The organism is Rhizobium oryzicola, from assembly GCF_030504645.1.
Taxonomy (GTDB): Bacteria; Pseudomonadota; Alphaproteobacteria; order Rhizobiales; family Rhizobiaceae; genus Neorhizobium; species Neorhizobium oryzicola.
The window spans coordinates 95,377-109,747 of record NZ_JAUKWQ010000010.1 but is presented as its reverse complement, the minus strand read 5'-3'; the positions used below and the strand labels follow the sequence as shown (position 1 = coordinate 109,747).

Genomic DNA, 14,371 nt, shown 5'->3' with positions numbered 1-14,371 from the left:
GCAAATCGGGGAGGCCAGCCTTGGCATTGGAAAGACAAGAGGCGGCGGCGACTGTGCCGCCTCGAGGAATATGGGGCTGGATGCTGTTCGACTGGGCGGCCCAGCCCTTTTTCACGGTTGTGACCACCTTCGTCTTCGGCCCCTATTTCGTCGCCCGGCTGACCAATGATCCCGTCGCGGCTCAAGCCATGTGGGGCAACATGGCAACCGTTTCCTCCATCATCATCGCCCTGCTCTCCCCGGTGCTAGGCGCAATCGCCGATCATACCGGGCCTCGCAAGCCTTGGATCGGCTTCTTTGCCGTCATCAAGATTGCATCGCTGACGATGCTCTGGTTTGCAGCACCCGGCTCGTCCGTGGTGTGGCTGTGGCCCGCGCTGTTCATGATCCTCGCCTCCATCGCGGCGGAATTTTCCATCGTCTTCAATGATTCCATGATGCCGCGGCTCGTGCCGGCATCCGAGGTTGGCCGTATCTCCAATACAGCCTGGGGATTGGGCTATCTCGGCGGCATGATCGCACTGATCTTCGTGGTGGGTTTTCTGGCCGGAGATCTGAAGTCAGGAAAGACATTGTTCGGCCTGACACCACTCTTCGGCCTCGATGCCAATCTCGGCGAAGACGCCCGCGTGACGGGCCCTCTTTCGGCGCTCTGGTATCTCATCTTCGTCCTGCCGATGTTCTTCTTCACGCCTGACGCCGTGAAGGGACTACCGCTCAAGCCGGCCATCGGCGCGGGCCTTCGGGAACTCTCTGTCACCCTGAAGGAACTGCCAAAGCGGCGCGCGATCCTGCGCTTCCTGATCGCCCGCATGCTGTATCAGGATGGCGTCAACGGCTTGTTGATCCTTGGGGGTGCCTTTGCCGCCGGCATGTTCGGCTGGGCCACGCTGGAGATCGGCCTGTTCGGCATACTGCTGAATGTGGTGGCAATCTTCGGCTGTGTAATCGCAGGGCGGCTCGATCAGCGTATGGGATCAAAGACCGTGGTGCTGATCAGCCTGGTCCTGTTGGTCATTGCAGCGGCAGGTATCGCCTCAACGGGACCGGGCTTCACCCTGTTCGGGCTAGTGCCGCTCTCGCTCGACGACAGCGGCGGACTGTTCGGAACAGCAGCGGAAAAGGCCTATCTCGGTTTCGGCACCTTGATCGGCTTGGCTTTCGGCCCGGTGCAGGCCTCGTCCCGATCCTATCTTGCCCGTAGCATCAGCAGCCAAGAGGCGGGCCGCTATTTCGGCATCTACGCTCTGTCCGGGCGCGCCACCAGCTTCATGGCCACACTTTCGTTTTCCATGGTCACCTATGCAAGCGGCTCGTCGCGCCTAGGCATGGCAACGCTCCTCATCTTTCTGGGCGCTGGCTTGCTGATGTTGATCCGCACGCCCTACCCTGCCAGGGAAACGGCCTGACAAAGAAAACGGGAGCCTTCCCACAAGCGCGAGAAGGCCTCCGCAAAAAAGGGGATCAATGGCGGAAGTGGCGCATGCCGGTGAAGACCATGGCGACGCCATGCTCGTCGGCAGCAGCAATGACTTCCTCGTCGCGCATGGAGCCGCCCGGCTGGATGACAGCCGTTGCGCCCGCCGCAATCATGGACAAAAGCCCATCCGCGAAGGGAAGGAAGGCTTCGGAGGCAACTGCGGAGCCCCGCGTCATCGGTTCTGCCCAACCCATGGCCTTGGCCGCTTCTTCGGCCTTCAGACCGGCAATGCGGGCGGAATCGACACGGCTCATCTGACCAGCACCGATACCGGCCGTCTGGCCATCCTTGGCATAAACGACTGCGTTCGACTTCACATGCTTTGCCACCTTGAAGGCGAACTTCATGTCGATCAGTTCCTGATCGGTCGGCGCACGCTTGGTGACAACCCGCAGGTCGAGATCCTCGACCATGCCATTGTCACGCGTCTGAACCAGAAGACCGCCAGACACCGTCTTGGCCGTCAGACCGCGCGAGCGCGGGTCCGGCAGACCGCCGGCGGACAGCAGTCGCAGGTTCGGCTTCTTGGCAATGATGGCCTTGGCCTCTTCGGAAATGTCAGGCGCGATGATGACTTCGGTGAAGAGCTTGACGATCTCTTCCGCCGTTGCCGCATCCAGCGTCTGGTTCAGGGCGATGATACCGCCGAAGGCAGAGGTGCTGTCGCAGGCCAGCGCCCGCTTGTAGGCCTCCACCAGCGAGGAGCCGATCGCAACGCCGCAAGGGTTGGCATGCTTGATGATGGCACAGGCCGGACCCTTCTCGGCCGGAAACTCCGAGACGAGCTCGTAGGCGGCGTCAGTATCGTTGATGTTGTTGTAGGAGAGCTGCTTGCCCTGCAGCAGCGCAGCCGTTGCAACACCGGGGCGCTTCTCGCCCGTCAGATAGAAGCCCGCAGACTGATGCGGGTTTTCGCCATAGCGCATTTCCTGCGAAAGAACGCCGCCCAGCGTGCGATAGCGCGGCATTTCAATGTCGAGCGCTTCGGCAAACCAGTTGGAGATCATCGTGTCATAGGCGGCGGTACGGGCATAGGCCTTGGCCGCCATGCGCTGGCGCAGCGCATAGGCCGTCTCACCATCATTGGTACGCAGCGCCTCGATCAGCTGCGGATAATCCTGCGGATCGACGATTACGGTGACATAGGCATGGTTCTTGGCGGCAGCGCGGATCATGGCCGGACCGCCGATATCGATGTTCTCGACCGTGGTCGGATAGTCGCCACCGGCGGCACGCACTTCCTCGAAGGGATAGAGGTTGATGACGGCGAGATCGATCGTGCCGATCTTGTGCTCGGTCAGTGCCTTCACATGCTCGGCATCATCGCGGATTGCCAGCAGGCCGCCGTGAACGCCGGGATGCAGCGTCTTGACGCGGCCATCCATGATTTCCGGAAAGCCCGTCACGTCGGATACGTCGGTGACATCGAGACCGGCTGCGGCCAGCGCCTTGAAGGTGCCACCTGTCGACAACAGGCGGACGCCCTGTTCGGCGAGCGCCTTGGCCAGTTCCACGATGCCCGTCTTGTCGGACACCGAAAGAAGGGCGGTGCGGATTTTCACGCGATCAGGGGCGGGGATCATTTTGGAAACGACGGCCATGGCTTTCTCCGTGCTGGACGCTCTTGCCTTGCATGCTGGGCTATGGCGGGGCGTTAGCACAGCTTGGCCTCAGGGCCAATCATGGAAATCCGGCAAATCGCCGTTCAATCCTGCCGTTTCATCATCCAGCGCAGTTCATTTACCTCAGGCAGAGGAAATTCGATGACCAACTGCTGGCTGGGGCGGATGCCGGAGACATCCGCAAAGAAGATGTCCTCGTCGATCAGCACCTCCTGCCCGGGCGCCGAGAAGGCCCAGGTCTCACCATCCGGTGCTTCCATGGCAATCGTATCGAAATGCAGGCGTGACAGAATGATGGCCGGGTGAATGTGGAACCTGGCGGTTGCAACCACTGCCCGACCGGCGGAACCGGTATGCGGCTCGGGCACAAAGAAGTGGTCGCGTCCCTTGATCTTGTCCGCCTTGGCGGCAAGCCCGATCTCGCGTTCATGCATATAGCCGAAGGAGGACAGATAGCCGTCATGCTTGGCGCGCAGCCAGTCATTGCCATAGGCATCTTCCCAGCGCTCGACACCAACGGTCGAAACACCATCCAGCATGACCGGACCCGAGAGCCGCGAGGTGGAGATCCGGCTCGATGACGTGTCGCCCAGCGAGACTGTGGAATGGGCGGCCGTCGAGCGGGCAAGGGCCCGGTATTGCCGGCCTGCGAATTTCGGCGAGCCCGCATTGATGATGAAACGGTGCTTGCCGGCCGACATCTCGAAGGACAGGCTGCCGGCATGGGCCGTGCGCGACAGGTCGAGCGACAGTGGTCGACCGGTATCGACCAGGATCGTCGTCTCCGCCGCAGCCAGCCGATGATAATGGGTATGCGGCAGCGCCTTGAAGGGCTTGCCGCCCGTTTCGTCATAGCGCAACACCGAGAGAAGTTCGGTCGCCGATGTGGCGGTCGCACCGTTGAAGAGCGCAAGGTCGCCATCCTGATGCCGGAAGAAACGCAGCGCCGGGTAGATGCGATCGATCGCCGAGATCAGCTTCTGCGGTACGTCATGGCCGAGATTGATATAGGTCTGCCGAAGCGGCAGAAGATCGAGCAGCAATTCCAGCGTAGCGCGCGGATTGCGCGAAACATGGCCGCCGTCAGCCAGGATCTGCCGCTCCAGCTCGCGGTCCAGACGCTGCCCCGCCTTTCGAATGACCGCAGCAGACGACGGTATCGCGATGGAGGCGAAGGCAAGCGCAACCTGGATGCGCAGGCGAGTTTCGCCCTCCGGCAGGCAGGAGACGACATTGCGTAGGTAACGCCGCTGCTGCGCAAGGCTTTTCATGAAGCGGCGATAGAAGCCAGCCTCCGCGCCATGCAGCACGACGGGCGAATGGGACATCCAGGCAATCAAGCGCTCCGCTGTAACATTCGGCTCCCAGGCAATGCCCTTCGCTCTCTTTCCGTGCAGGGTGATCCAGGAGGCGGTAATGGCACGCGCCTGCGCTCTCACCTCATTGGTTCGGTTGGCGCGCATATGCCGAAGCCATGCGAAGGAATGCAGCCGCTCCGCGAAGGCCTTGGACGGCAATTGCAGCATGAAGGGAGACTCGTCGCCCGCCTCCAGCATCCGGCCAGCCAGGGGGAAACGCCCCGACATGATCTCTTCTGCGATGAACGGATCGACGGCTCTTAAATCCGTAGGCGCTGCGATCAATCGCTCCGGGCCATCGCCGATGCGACCCATCCTCATGCGCAGAACGGCGAGCCGTTGGCATATCCGCCGTCGCGCTTGCACAAATCCCAGCAAAAGAAGTCGTCGGCGCTCAGCGAGCAGCATGGTTGTTCCCGCACCTGACCGGAATCCTCCCGCCATGCCAGGACGGCATACGGGAACACTCTCCCCAGAATGTTCCACGTTTGCTCAATTATGGTGAATAAAGCCTTACCGGCGCCTCAGAACGACGGCAAAGAAGCCATCCATGCCGCTGGAATAGGCATTGGTGGCTGCAAGCATGGCTGGCGTGGTGCGAAATTCGCCAAGATCTGAGATGGCCTCTTCCAGGCCAGGCCAGTCTTCCTTTCGAACCGGCACACGCTCCAGGCCTTCGTTTTCGGCAAGCAGATCCGCAACCACCTGCTCCCCCTCGAGAGGATCGAGCGAGCAGTTGGAGAAGACGATCAGGCCGCCCGGCTTCACCAGCGTCACGGCATGGCGCAGCATGCGGGCCTGCACTTCCGCGAGCTTGGCAATGTCCGCCGGCCCCTTAGTCCAGAGAACATCGGGATGGCGCCGCGTCGTGCCGGTCGAAGAACAGGGGGCATCGAGGAGAACGCCATCCAACAGTTCTTCGGGGCGGAACTCGAAAAGATCGCCGTTGATCACCTCGGCGGAAAGATTAAGGCGCGTCAGGTTCTCTCGAAGCCGCGCGGCACGGTTGGGCGACTGCTCGACTGCGATAACGTTGGCTCCCGCAGCGATCAATTGCGCCGTCTTGCCGCCCGGTGCCGCGCAGAGATCGGCAACGCGCTTGCCCTTGAGGTCGCCGAAAAGCTGAGCCGGCAGAGCGGCTGCCGCATCCTGCACCCACCAGGCGCCTTCCGCAAAGCCTTCCAGCGCGGTGACCGATCCATCAAAGGCCGCAAGGCGCAGGCTGCCCGTTGGTAGAAGCTTGGCGCCAAGCTTTTCGGCCCACAGCTCGGCATCGGCTTTGACGGTCAAATCGATCGGCGCAGGCGTCAATTGCGCCTCGGCCATGCGATCAGCCGCCTCCCGGCCATAGACGGTGACCAGCCGCTCGAAGAACCAGGCCGGCACCGGCGAGACGGACTGCACGGCGGCGAGCATCTCCTCCCGCTCGCGCAGCAGCCGGCGCAATACCGCGTTGACCAGCTTGGAAAATCGACGATTGCGCGGATCGCGATTGGCCTGTTCGACGGCGAGATCGACCACCGCATGCGAGGGCGTGTCGAGATAGAGGATCTGTGCCACCGCCGTTGCCAGCACATGATGAAGCGCACGCGCCCCTTGCGGCAGCGGATCGGTCACCAGCAAGGACATGATCGCCTCGATGCGCGGCAGGTGACGCAGCGTCGCGCTGACGATAGCACGGGTCAGTGCCCGGTCTGCATCGTTCAATGCTTTATAGCTGGGATTGCCATGCGCGGGGTCCAGCATGCCATCGAGCGAGATCTTCTTGTCCACCACGGCTGCAAGGATTTTGGCAGCCGTTGCGCGAACCTCCAGGCCTGGCTTGTCATCAAAGCGGGGCTCCAGCGGGCGGTGATGCGGTTTGCCGCCACCCTTGCGTGCCTGACCTCGTTGTGCTGCCTGCTTTTTTTCAGTGGTCAAGACCAGGGACCTTTGCGCGGTTCGTCATGGGGGTGCGCATATCCCGTGGTGGGCACGGTGCGCGCTCTGCGCGTGGGTCTAGCAGCGGAAAAGCCGGGCGTCGAGGCCGTTGCGAATTCACCCGCCATGGCCTGCAATGCGGCAATGCGGTTTTGCGTGTCCGGATGCGTGGAGAACAGGTTGTCCATCCGCTCGCCCGAAAGCGGGTTGATGATAAACATGTGTGCGGTCGCGGGATTGCGCTCTGCATCGTCATTATGAATGAGGTGGGCGGCACCCGCGATCTTCCCGAGCGCCGAAGCGAGCCACAGCGGATTGCCACAGATTTCGGCGCCGCGACGATCGGCAGAATATTCCCGGGTCCGGCTGATCGCCATCTGCACCAGCATGGCTGCAAAGGGCGCCACGATCATGGCAACCAGCACCCCGATGAAGCCGAGCGGATTGTTGTTTTCGCGATTGCCGCCAAAGAAGAAGGCAAAATTGCCAAGCATCGAGATCGCACCGGCAAGGGTTGCCGTGATCGTCATGGTCAGCGTGTCACGGTTCTGGATGTGCGCCAGTTCATGCGCCATCACACCCGCTACCTCTTCCGGTGACAGGCTTTGCAAAAGGCCTGTGGATGCCGCGACGGCCGCATTTTCCGGGTTGCGCCCCGTGGCAAAGGCATTGGGCTGCGGATTGTCATAGACATAGACGCGCGGCATCGGCAGGCCCGCATTGGCTGCGAGATCGCGGATCATGAGGTAGAACTCGGGCGCGTTGTTTTGGTCAACCTCCTGCGCCCGGTAGGCGGAAAGAACCATGCGATCCGAGTTCCAGTAGGAGAACAGGTTCATGCCCGCCGCAATCAGGAAGGCGATCATCATGCCGCCACGTCCTCCGATCAGGAAGCCGACGCCCATGAAGAGGGCGGTCATGAAGGCCAGGAGCATGGCGGTACGGATCATGTTCATGGTCGTCTCCGATGAAGGGTGGTCTGGCTGACCTGCAGCGACTATATTCCTCCCAACGATGTGGTCATTTGGGCCTCGTTTTCAATATCATTGCCATGTGAGCGGGTGGTTGCCATGCAGACGCCGGATAACGACAACCGGGAAGACGGCCAGGAACAGCTGGCCGAAAAGAAGGTGCTTTCACCTGCGGCGCAGCGCGCCTTGCAGGAAGCCGAAGAACGTCGCCGCCAAGAACAGAAAACCGAGATGCCGCCGGAAATCGGCGGGCGCGGCGGTGCTGATCCCGCACGCTTCGGTGATTGGGAAATCAAAGGCCGAGCGATCGATTTCTGAACGATCACCCTTCCTGTTCGCTGAGCCAGAACTCCAGCGCCTGCATGACCTTCAGTCGCAGACTGGACCCTCGCGCAAGAGCAAGTGTGAGCGAAATGTCCTGAGGGGAAAAACCCATCTCCTGCATCACCCCGGATGGTGTTATGGAACGGCGGCGCATGACAGCCTCAATCCGCGATTTCGTCTGAGCCGAAAGATATCTGCCATTTTCCGAAAATGGATTCGCGCGCGGAGGTGAGTCCAGATCATCAGCATCCGATGGATCTGCTGCAATGCGCACGAGAAAGATGGCTTTCTCTTCTGGTGTCGCGCGATTCCAATGCTTCAGAAGCTCGGCAAGTCGATCAGTGTTGGTGTTTTTTTTCATAGCCTTGCCGCCGGCTTCACATGCAAGACCGGAACGTTCCGAATGCTGCGAGTTAAACTTCATTCTTCGGGGTTGGCGGGAAGCGGCGCCAGCATCTGCTTCAGCTGCTCAGGATGTCGAATGCCGAAAAGGTACCAATCCACCAGCGAGCGTGCGATATCACCGGCCTCATCGCTTTCAAGAGCTATCGACTTTTCGGTGCACACTTCTTCGAGGACCTGGCGAAGCAGCGACAGATCCTTTTCCTCCAAGGTGTCGTAGGATGAAAACGGCATGCCACTCCCCCGGCAATCCTGGCCATGCGACATCCTGATCTCGCCACGGCCAAATCAGGCTACACCGGAGAATGTTAGTTTCGGGGATTGTTTCCGTCAAAGAAAAGGCACTCCAGTGCGTGCTTCAGCCGCTTGTGTGTTATGATGGCAACGCAGTTTTGGAACACCTATGAACCATTGTGCTGGTTTGAATCTCATGCAGACAATGTGAACTGCACCAGTAGCAAAATCTTAACAGGTCATTGCTTCAATGTCGGACGGTGCGGGGATCTATGGATTCCGGAGTGGCATGTTTGTCTCAACTCAAACGCATCCCCGAGATGTTGTCGGAACCCATTGATGTCGCTCATTGCCATTCTCGATGACCAGGAGACCAACCGCCGGATTTTCGAGAGGCTCGCATCCTCGATCGAAGACGGGATAACGATCCGTGTCTATGGTGATCCGCAACTCGCCCTCGCGGAATTCCAGACGGGCCTTGTTCCGGATCTCATCGTTACCGACTACAAGATGCCCAGCATGGACGGTGCCGGCTTTATTCGCAACCTCCGAGCTATAAACGGTTTTTCCGACATCCCAGTGATCGTCATCACCGTTTACGAAGAACGCAGCTTTAGAATGCATGCGTTGGAAGCTGGCGCGACGGACTTCCTGCAGAGCCCCGTTGATCACCAGGAGTTTGTGACCCGCGCTCGCAATCTTTTGAAACTCCGCAAGCAGCAGATCCTGCTTGAATCCCGTGCCAAGAACCTGGCCCGCGAACTGGCAAGCAGCGAATTGTCCCGCGAGGCGGTACTGCGTGACAGCTCGGAACGCCTTGCCCAGGTCATCGATACGGTGCCGGCCATGGTGAGCGCCAGCGACTGCAACGGGCGCATTCTCTTCGCCAATGCTTTCGTCGGCACATTTTCCGGCAAGGACCCAGCAAGCCTGGTGGGCAAAAGCAGCGATTATCTGGTGGATCCGGATCTGGCGGCTCCAAACCGCATGCTGGACAGAAAGGTCATCAAGACCGGTCAGGCACTGCCAAGCTTCGAACGGGAGTTGACGAGCGCGACTGGCGAGAAGCGCGTTTTCCTCACCACCAAGTCGCCCTTGCGCGACAGCAATGATATCATCGTCGGCGTGCTCACCAGCGCGCTCGATATTACCGACCGCAAGCGCGCAGAAGAATATCTGCTGCATGCGGCACGCCACGACGCGCTGACCAACCTGCCAAACCGCAACTTCCTCTACGACCGCTTGAGGCGCGAGGTGGCACGTGCGCGCCGCGGCGACAGAACCTTCGCCCTGCATTTCATCGACATCGACGAGTTCAAGAGCATCAACGATCTCTTGGGCCATGATGCCGGTGATGCGTTCCTCAAGGAGATCACCGAGCGTTTGCGCAACCTGGTTGGGTCAGACGATATGGTGGCGCGGCTCGGTGCGGATGAATTTGCCATCCTGCAGGTTTCCGTCGGCGGGGAGGCCGATGCGAGCGCCATGGCACAGAAGGTGATCGACGCGGTCGGAATGCCCTTCATCTATGGCGGCAAGCGGTTTTCCTGCGGCGCCAGTATCGGCATCACGCTTCACCCGATCGATGGAACCGACGTCAGCAAGCTCGTCAAGAATGCGGACCTGGCCATGTACCAGGCCAAGGCCAGCGGCGGAAACCAGTTTCGTCTCTATGAGACGAACATGGCAGACCGGATGCGCAATCATGCCGTCCTGGATGGCAAGCTTCGAACCGCCATCGAGCAGCAGCAATTCGTGCTCTACTACCAGCCACAGATTTCCGCAGAAACGGGCACCGTGCTGGGTGCCGAAGCGCTGCTGCGCTGGAAACACCCGGAACAGGGCCTGATTCCGCCCGGCGAATTCCTTCCGCGGGCGGAAGAAAACGGCCTCATCGTGCCGATGAACGAATGGGTTCTCCATGAGGCATGCCGGGAGGCAAAATCCTGGCATCGGCAGGGTCTGGGCGATCTTCGCATCAGTGTGAACCTGTCGCCCATCCAGTTCCGCCGGGTCAATGTGGCAAGCCTGGTGCTGAAAGCGCTGAGCAGCAGTGAACTTGATCCCCGGCTTCTGGAAATCGAGATCACTGAAACGATCGTGATGGACAATACGGAGGATGTGGTTTCGACATTGCGGCAGATCAGCAATCTCGGTGTCGGCATTTCTATCGACGACTTCGGCACCGGATACTCATCGCTGAACTACATCAAGCAGTTCCCGATAGACCGCATCAAGATCGACCAGAGTTTCGTGCGCAATATGGTGGAAGATCCGAGTGATCACACCATTGTTCGCACCGTTGCCAACCTTGGCCACAGCCTGGGCCTGTCGGTCGTGGCGGAAGGCGTCGAAACCGAAGCGCAGGCAAGCCTGCTGCGGGCGGACGGTTGCGATATCATGCAGGGCTATCTTTATGGCCGGCCGATGCCATCGCAGGATTTCATTAACCTTGTCCGCTCTCATCGAAAGCTTGAGCTGAGCGCATGATCGTTTCCGGCCGCCTCTCCATCCAGCTTCTGTTCCGCCAGCCTTTCGGCGTGTCGCTCAACCTGATGCGGGTGATGCTGCGCGATCGACCCGACACGGAGCATGAACTGACGGCGAACCGCCTGATCCTGTCTTCCGGGATCATCATCTATTTCTTCGTGGCCAGCATGCTGGGCTCGCAATCGGCAGCCATGGCGCTTGCGTTGGCCGGCGTGCCCGTGGTGATCTTCGAGCTGATTGCCGCCGCGCATTTTCTGCATATTCTGTTGCATCCGGGGGTCAGCCCGATCCGCCGCATGGTCGGCATCGTCGCTGATATCGGCATTTTCTCCTACGGCATGCATATCAGTGGCGAAGCGGGTGCGACCCTCTTCCTCGTCTACTTCTGGGCTGTGTTGGGCAATGGTTTCCGCTTCGGCGTCACCTATCTGGCGCTGGCGGCTGCAGCGGCCGTCATCGGCTTTGGTTGCGTGTATGTGACCACGCCCTACTGGAGCGAACACAGCAATTTCGCGATTGGCCTTGTTGCGGCCCTCATCGTCATTCCCGCCTATACCTCGAAGCTGATCCGAAAACTCTCGGAAGCAAAGCGGGAAGCGGAAGAAGCCAGCAAGGCGAAAAGCCTGTTCCTGGCCAGCATGAGCCATGAACTGCGCACGCCACTGAACGCCATCATCGGCCTAAGCGATCTGCTTGTCGACACTAAGCTGAAGTCGGACCAGAAGGACATGGTGCGAACCATCGGCCGCTCAGGGCGTTCTCTGCTTTCTCTCATCGAGGCTGTGCTGGATTTCTCGCGTATCGAAGCTGGGCAGACGAAAGTGCGCGCCGATGTGGTAACGCTCTCCTCGCTGCTGGCGGATGTCCGCTCCATCATCAATGTGGGCGCAAAGGCAAAGGGGCTGCGCATTGCGCTGCATGTGGGACCTGATGTCCCCGATCGCGTCATTGCGGACCGCCGCCATCTGGAAGAGATCCTCCTCAATCTCTCCAGTAATGCGGTGAAGTTCACCGAAAGCGGCCATGTGCGCCTCGAATTGAACTTCACGCCGAACGGCGCTGGCGGCATTCTCTACGTTTCCGTTTCCGATACCGGCATTGGTATCGACCCGGCAGCTCATGCCCGGATCTTCGAACGCTTCACACAGGCGGACGGAACGATCCTCGATCGCTTCGGCGGCACTGGTCTCGGCCTTGCGATCGTTCGACAACTGGTGCGTGCCATGGGCGGCGACATCAGCGTGGAGAGCGCACTCGGCGAAGGCAGCACCTTCTCTTTCTATCTTCCCGTTGATATTCCGGAAGAAGACACAGCGCGCAAACCCCTGTCTAGCGTCATCCTGCTGGCAGACCGACCGATCGACTGCGACGGTGCGGAACAGGTGGTTCACGTGGAGAGCCTTGATGCGCTGAATGCTGCGATCGACGATCATTACCGGGTGGAGACCGTCCGCCCCGTCGTGCTTATCGACTCGGCATTCAGAAAGCCCTCACCGGCAAAGGCGGTGCGTGCCCTTCTGCAGCGTCCCAACAAAAGCGAGGACGAGCCCGTTTTTGTGCTGGTCCAGCGCGATGATGCAAAGGTGACGCTGACCACTGCTCTGCGCGATCTCTTCTTCCGCACATTGATGCCGCAGGATACGGCCACCTGGCACCATCTGCAGGGTCTGGTGATCGGAGAGAATTCCGAAGAGGCTGTGGAGGAGACCGCTTCCAAGCCGCTGCGCAAGGCGCGCGTCCTGATCGCTGATGACAACAAGACCAATCAGATGGTGCTTGGAAAGATCCTGGAGAGTGGCGGGCACCGGTTCGAAGTCGTGGAAAACGGCGAAGCTGCCGTGGAACGGATGCTCAAGGGCAATCTGGATCTCGTGTTGATGGATATCAACATGCCCGTCATGAACGGCATCGAGGCCACAAAGTTTTACCGGTTCGCGTCGCTTGGCACGAAGCCGATCCCCATCATTGCCGTGACCGCCGACGCGACAGGCGAAGCAAAACAGCGTTGCCTGAAAGCCGGCATGGATGATTGCCTGACAAAGCCCCTTGAAGCCAAGCGGCTCCTGGCTGTCGTCGACAGCTTCATGGATGGCGACGCAGATGGTGAAGTCCTTCCCGCCGCGGAAGAACATGCAGCGCAAGCCGCCTCCGAAGACATTATCGAGCATGAACGCCCGGTCATCGACGAGGCCACCTGCTCGGCTCTCGAAAAGCTCGGCGGGCCGGAATTCGTGGACGCCCTGCTGACCCAGTTCATCGACGATTCCGCCGACGCTCTCATGGCTCTTTCGCAGGCAGTGGCTGAGGAAAATGTCCATGGTTTCCGTGACCATGCCCACGCGCTGCGCAGCGCTGCCGCAAACGTCGGAGCGCTCCGGATCTACCAGATGTGCCTGGAATGGCGCGAAATCAACGACCCAGACCTGACCACCCGGGGCGAGGAGCACCTCAACGTGCTTGCAACGGAATTCAATCGCTTCCGCAGCGAACTGACGCAACGCAAGCAGGCTTCCTGATCTTCGGCAAGTGCCGGCACATCGCCATGCACTTGCCGAGACGCGATGCTTTAGGGCAGCAGGACGGCGCTTCCTTCGATGACACCGGCTTCGAGATCTCGATGCGCATCGACAACCGCATCCAGACGATAGCGCCGATTGCCGGTCTTGAAGAGCCCCCTCTCCATCATCGCCAAGGTTTCGGAGGCAGCCGTCGCGTAGGTGGCCTTGTCTGCCACATGTGCAAGCACGCTCGGGCGACCGAGGAAAACGTTGCGCAGGGTTTCGACCGCCACCGGTGGCGCCACGCCCCCGACTTGGCCAACATTGGCAAGGACACCAAAGGGACGAATGCATGCAAGAGTTTTGGCAAGCAGGTTGCCCGCCACGCCATCGATCGCAAAATGCACGCCCTCGCCCTTCGTGAGATCCATCACCTCGGCTTTCAAGTCGACATCTCGGCCGACGATCACGTGATCGGCGCCGCTGGCGCGCGCCAGCTCCGCCTTGGCCGGCGAGCTGACCGTCCCGATCACCTCGGCACCGAGGTGCTTCGCCCATGGGATCAGCACAGACCCCAATCCGCCAGCCGCCGAATGAACGAGAACCACCGTGCCCGGCGCGACGGGATAGACGCGCTTCAGCAGCATATGGGCCGTCAATCCGCGCAGCATCATGGATGCGGCCAGCTCCGAAGGTACCGTGTCCGGAAGCGGCACCGCGCGCCAGGCCGGCAACAGTCTCACATCCGCATAGGCGCCGACAACGCCGGCATAGACGACCCGTTGCCCGACCTCGAGGTTCGTGACATCGGGACCGATCGCTTCAACGATACCCACCGCCTCGATGCCGGGGATGCCCGGAAGCGGCAGGGGATAGAGACCCTGTCGATAATAGACGTCGACGAAATTGAGACCGATCACCTCCTGGCGGACGAGGATCTCTCCCGCCTGTGGTGCGGATGGATGATGATCGGCGCGCACCAGTTCCTCGGGGCCGCCGGTCTTCGTAAAGTGCATGGCATAGGACATTGAGGTTCTCCTTTTGGTCAGCACTGTACGGCCCAACAGGCTTG

At 60.4% G+C, this 14,371-nt stretch carries 11 protein-coding genes; 4 read left to right on the top strand and 7 right to left on the bottom strand.

Translation table 11 applies throughout. The features are described from left to right. The first annotated feature begins 20 nt into the window (after positions 1-20). Positions 21-1,409 (top strand): MFS transporter, encoded by a 1,389-nt coding sequence (locus tag Q2T52_RS22050; RefSeq protein WP_302079038.1) that lies wholly within the window; start codon positions 21-23, stop codon positions 1,407-1,409. A gap of 55 nt (positions 1,410-1,464) precedes the next feature. Here the strand turns inward: Q2T52_RS22050 and purH are convergent, their stop codons facing one another. The 4 genes from purH to htpX form a co-directional block, all read right to left on the bottom strand. Next, the gene (gene purH, locus Q2T52_RS22045; protein ID WP_302079037.1) at positions 1,465-3,081 is read right to left on the bottom strand and encodes a bifunctional phosphoribosylaminoimidazolecarboxamide formyltransferase/IMP cyclohydrolase; all 1,617 of its coding nucleotides are present in this window, start codon (positions 3,079-3,081) and stop codon (positions 1,465-1,467) included. Between the two features lie 104 nt (positions 3,082-3,185). Beyond that, positions 3,186-4,868 (bottom strand): heparinase II/III family protein, encoded by a 1,683-nt coding sequence (locus Q2T52_RS22040; protein WP_302079036.1) that lies wholly within the window; start codon positions 4,866-4,868, stop codon positions 3,186-3,188. A 105-nt stretch (positions 4,869-4,973) separates the two neighbouring features. Beyond that, complete coding sequence (locus Q2T52_RS22035) at positions 4,974-6,305, bottom strand: RsmB/NOP family class I SAM-dependent RNA methyltransferase (RefSeq protein WP_302079099.1); 1,332 nt, start codon at positions 6,303-6,305, stop codon at positions 4,974-4,976. 71 nt (positions 6,306-6,376) lie between these two features. Continuing rightward, entirely contained in the window at positions 6,377-7,336 is a 960-nt protein-coding gene (gene htpX / locus Q2T52_RS22030; protein WP_302079035.1) for a zinc metalloprotease HtpX, read from the bottom strand. 114 nt (positions 7,337-7,450) lie between these two features. Between htpX and Q2T52_RS22025 the strand changes: the two genes are divergently transcribed. Next, positions 7,451-7,669 (top strand): DUF1674 domain-containing protein, encoded by a 219-nt coding sequence (locus Q2T52_RS22025; protein WP_302079098.1) that lies wholly within the window; start codon positions 7,451-7,453, stop codon positions 7,667-7,669. A gap of 4 nt (positions 7,670-7,673) precedes the next feature. Here the strand turns inward: Q2T52_RS22025 and Q2T52_RS22020 are convergent, their stop codons facing one another. After that, positions 7,674-8,036 carry a hypothetical protein gene (locus Q2T52_RS22020; protein WP_302079033.1) on the bottom strand — a complete coding sequence of 121 codons (363 nt, stop codon included), beginning with the start codon at positions 8,034-8,036 and terminating at the stop codon, positions 7,674-7,676. A 59-nt stretch (positions 8,037-8,095) separates the two neighbouring features. Continuing rightward, positions 8,096-8,311: a hypothetical protein gene (locus tag Q2T52_RS22015; RefSeq protein ID WP_302079032.1), complete on the bottom strand. Its 216-nt coding sequence runs from the start codon at positions 8,309-8,311 to the stop codon at positions 8,096-8,098. Between the two features lie 339 nt (positions 8,312-8,650). Here Q2T52_RS22015 and Q2T52_RS22010 point away from each other — a divergent pair, with 339 nt between their 5' ends. Together Q2T52_RS22010 and Q2T52_RS22005 are read left to right on the top strand one after the other, a co-directional pair. Next, positions 8,651-10,801 carry a GGDEF/EAL domain-containing response regulator gene (locus Q2T52_RS22010; protein WP_302079031.1) on the top strand — a complete coding sequence of 717 codons (2,151 nt, stop codon included), beginning with the start codon at positions 8,651-8,653 and terminating at the stop codon, positions 10,799-10,801. Then, positions 10,798-13,317, top strand: coding sequence for an ATP-binding protein (locus tag Q2T52_RS22005; RefSeq protein ID WP_302079030.1), 2,520 nt, complete (start codon positions 10,798-10,800; stop codon positions 13,315-13,317). Before Q2T52_RS22010 ends, Q2T52_RS22005 begins: the two co-directional genes overlap by 4 nt. A gap of 50 nt (positions 13,318-13,367) precedes the next feature. Here Q2T52_RS22005 and Q2T52_RS22000 read toward each other — a convergent pair whose 3' ends face one another. Then, positions 13,368-14,327: a quinone oxidoreductase family protein gene (locus Q2T52_RS22000; protein ID WP_302079029.1), complete on the bottom strand. Its 960-nt coding sequence runs from the start codon at positions 14,325-14,327 to the stop codon at positions 13,368-13,370. Between the last annotated feature and the right edge of the window lie 44 nt (positions 14,328-14,371).

Coding starts and splice junctions, on each gene's coding strand:
- purH (WP_302079037.1), bottom strand. CDS start 3,081: ATGGCCGTCGTTTCCAAAATGATCCCCGCCCCTGATCGCGTGAAAATC.
- Q2T52_RS22040 (WP_302079036.1), bottom strand. CDS start 4,868: ATGCTGCTCGCTGAGCGCCGACGACTTCTTTTGCTGGGATTTGTGCAA.
- htpX (WP_302079035.1), bottom strand. CDS start 7,336: ATGAACATGATCCGTACCGCCATGCTCCTGGCCTTCATGACCGCCCTC.
- Q2T52_RS22025 (WP_302079098.1), top strand. CDS start 7,451: ATGCAGACGCCGGATAACGACAACCGGGAAGACGGCCAGGAACAGCTG.
- Q2T52_RS22020 (WP_302079033.1), bottom strand. CDS start 8,036: ATGAAAAAAAACACCAACACTGATCGACTTGCCGAGCTTCTGAAGCAT.
- Q2T52_RS22015 (WP_302079032.1), bottom strand. CDS start 8,311: ATGCCGTTTTCATCCTACGACACCTTGGAGGAAAAGGATCTGTCGCTG.
- Q2T52_RS22010 (WP_302079031.1), top strand. CDS start 8,651: ATGTCGCTCATTGCCATTCTCGATGACCAGGAGACCAACCGCCGGATT.
- Q2T52_RS22005 (WP_302079030.1), top strand. CDS start 10,798: ATGATCGTTTCCGGCCGCCTCTCCATCCAGCTTCTGTTCCGCCAGCCT.
- Q2T52_RS22000 (WP_302079029.1), bottom strand. CDS start 14,327: ATGTCCTATGCCATGCACTTTACGAAGACCGGCGGCCCCGAGGAACTG.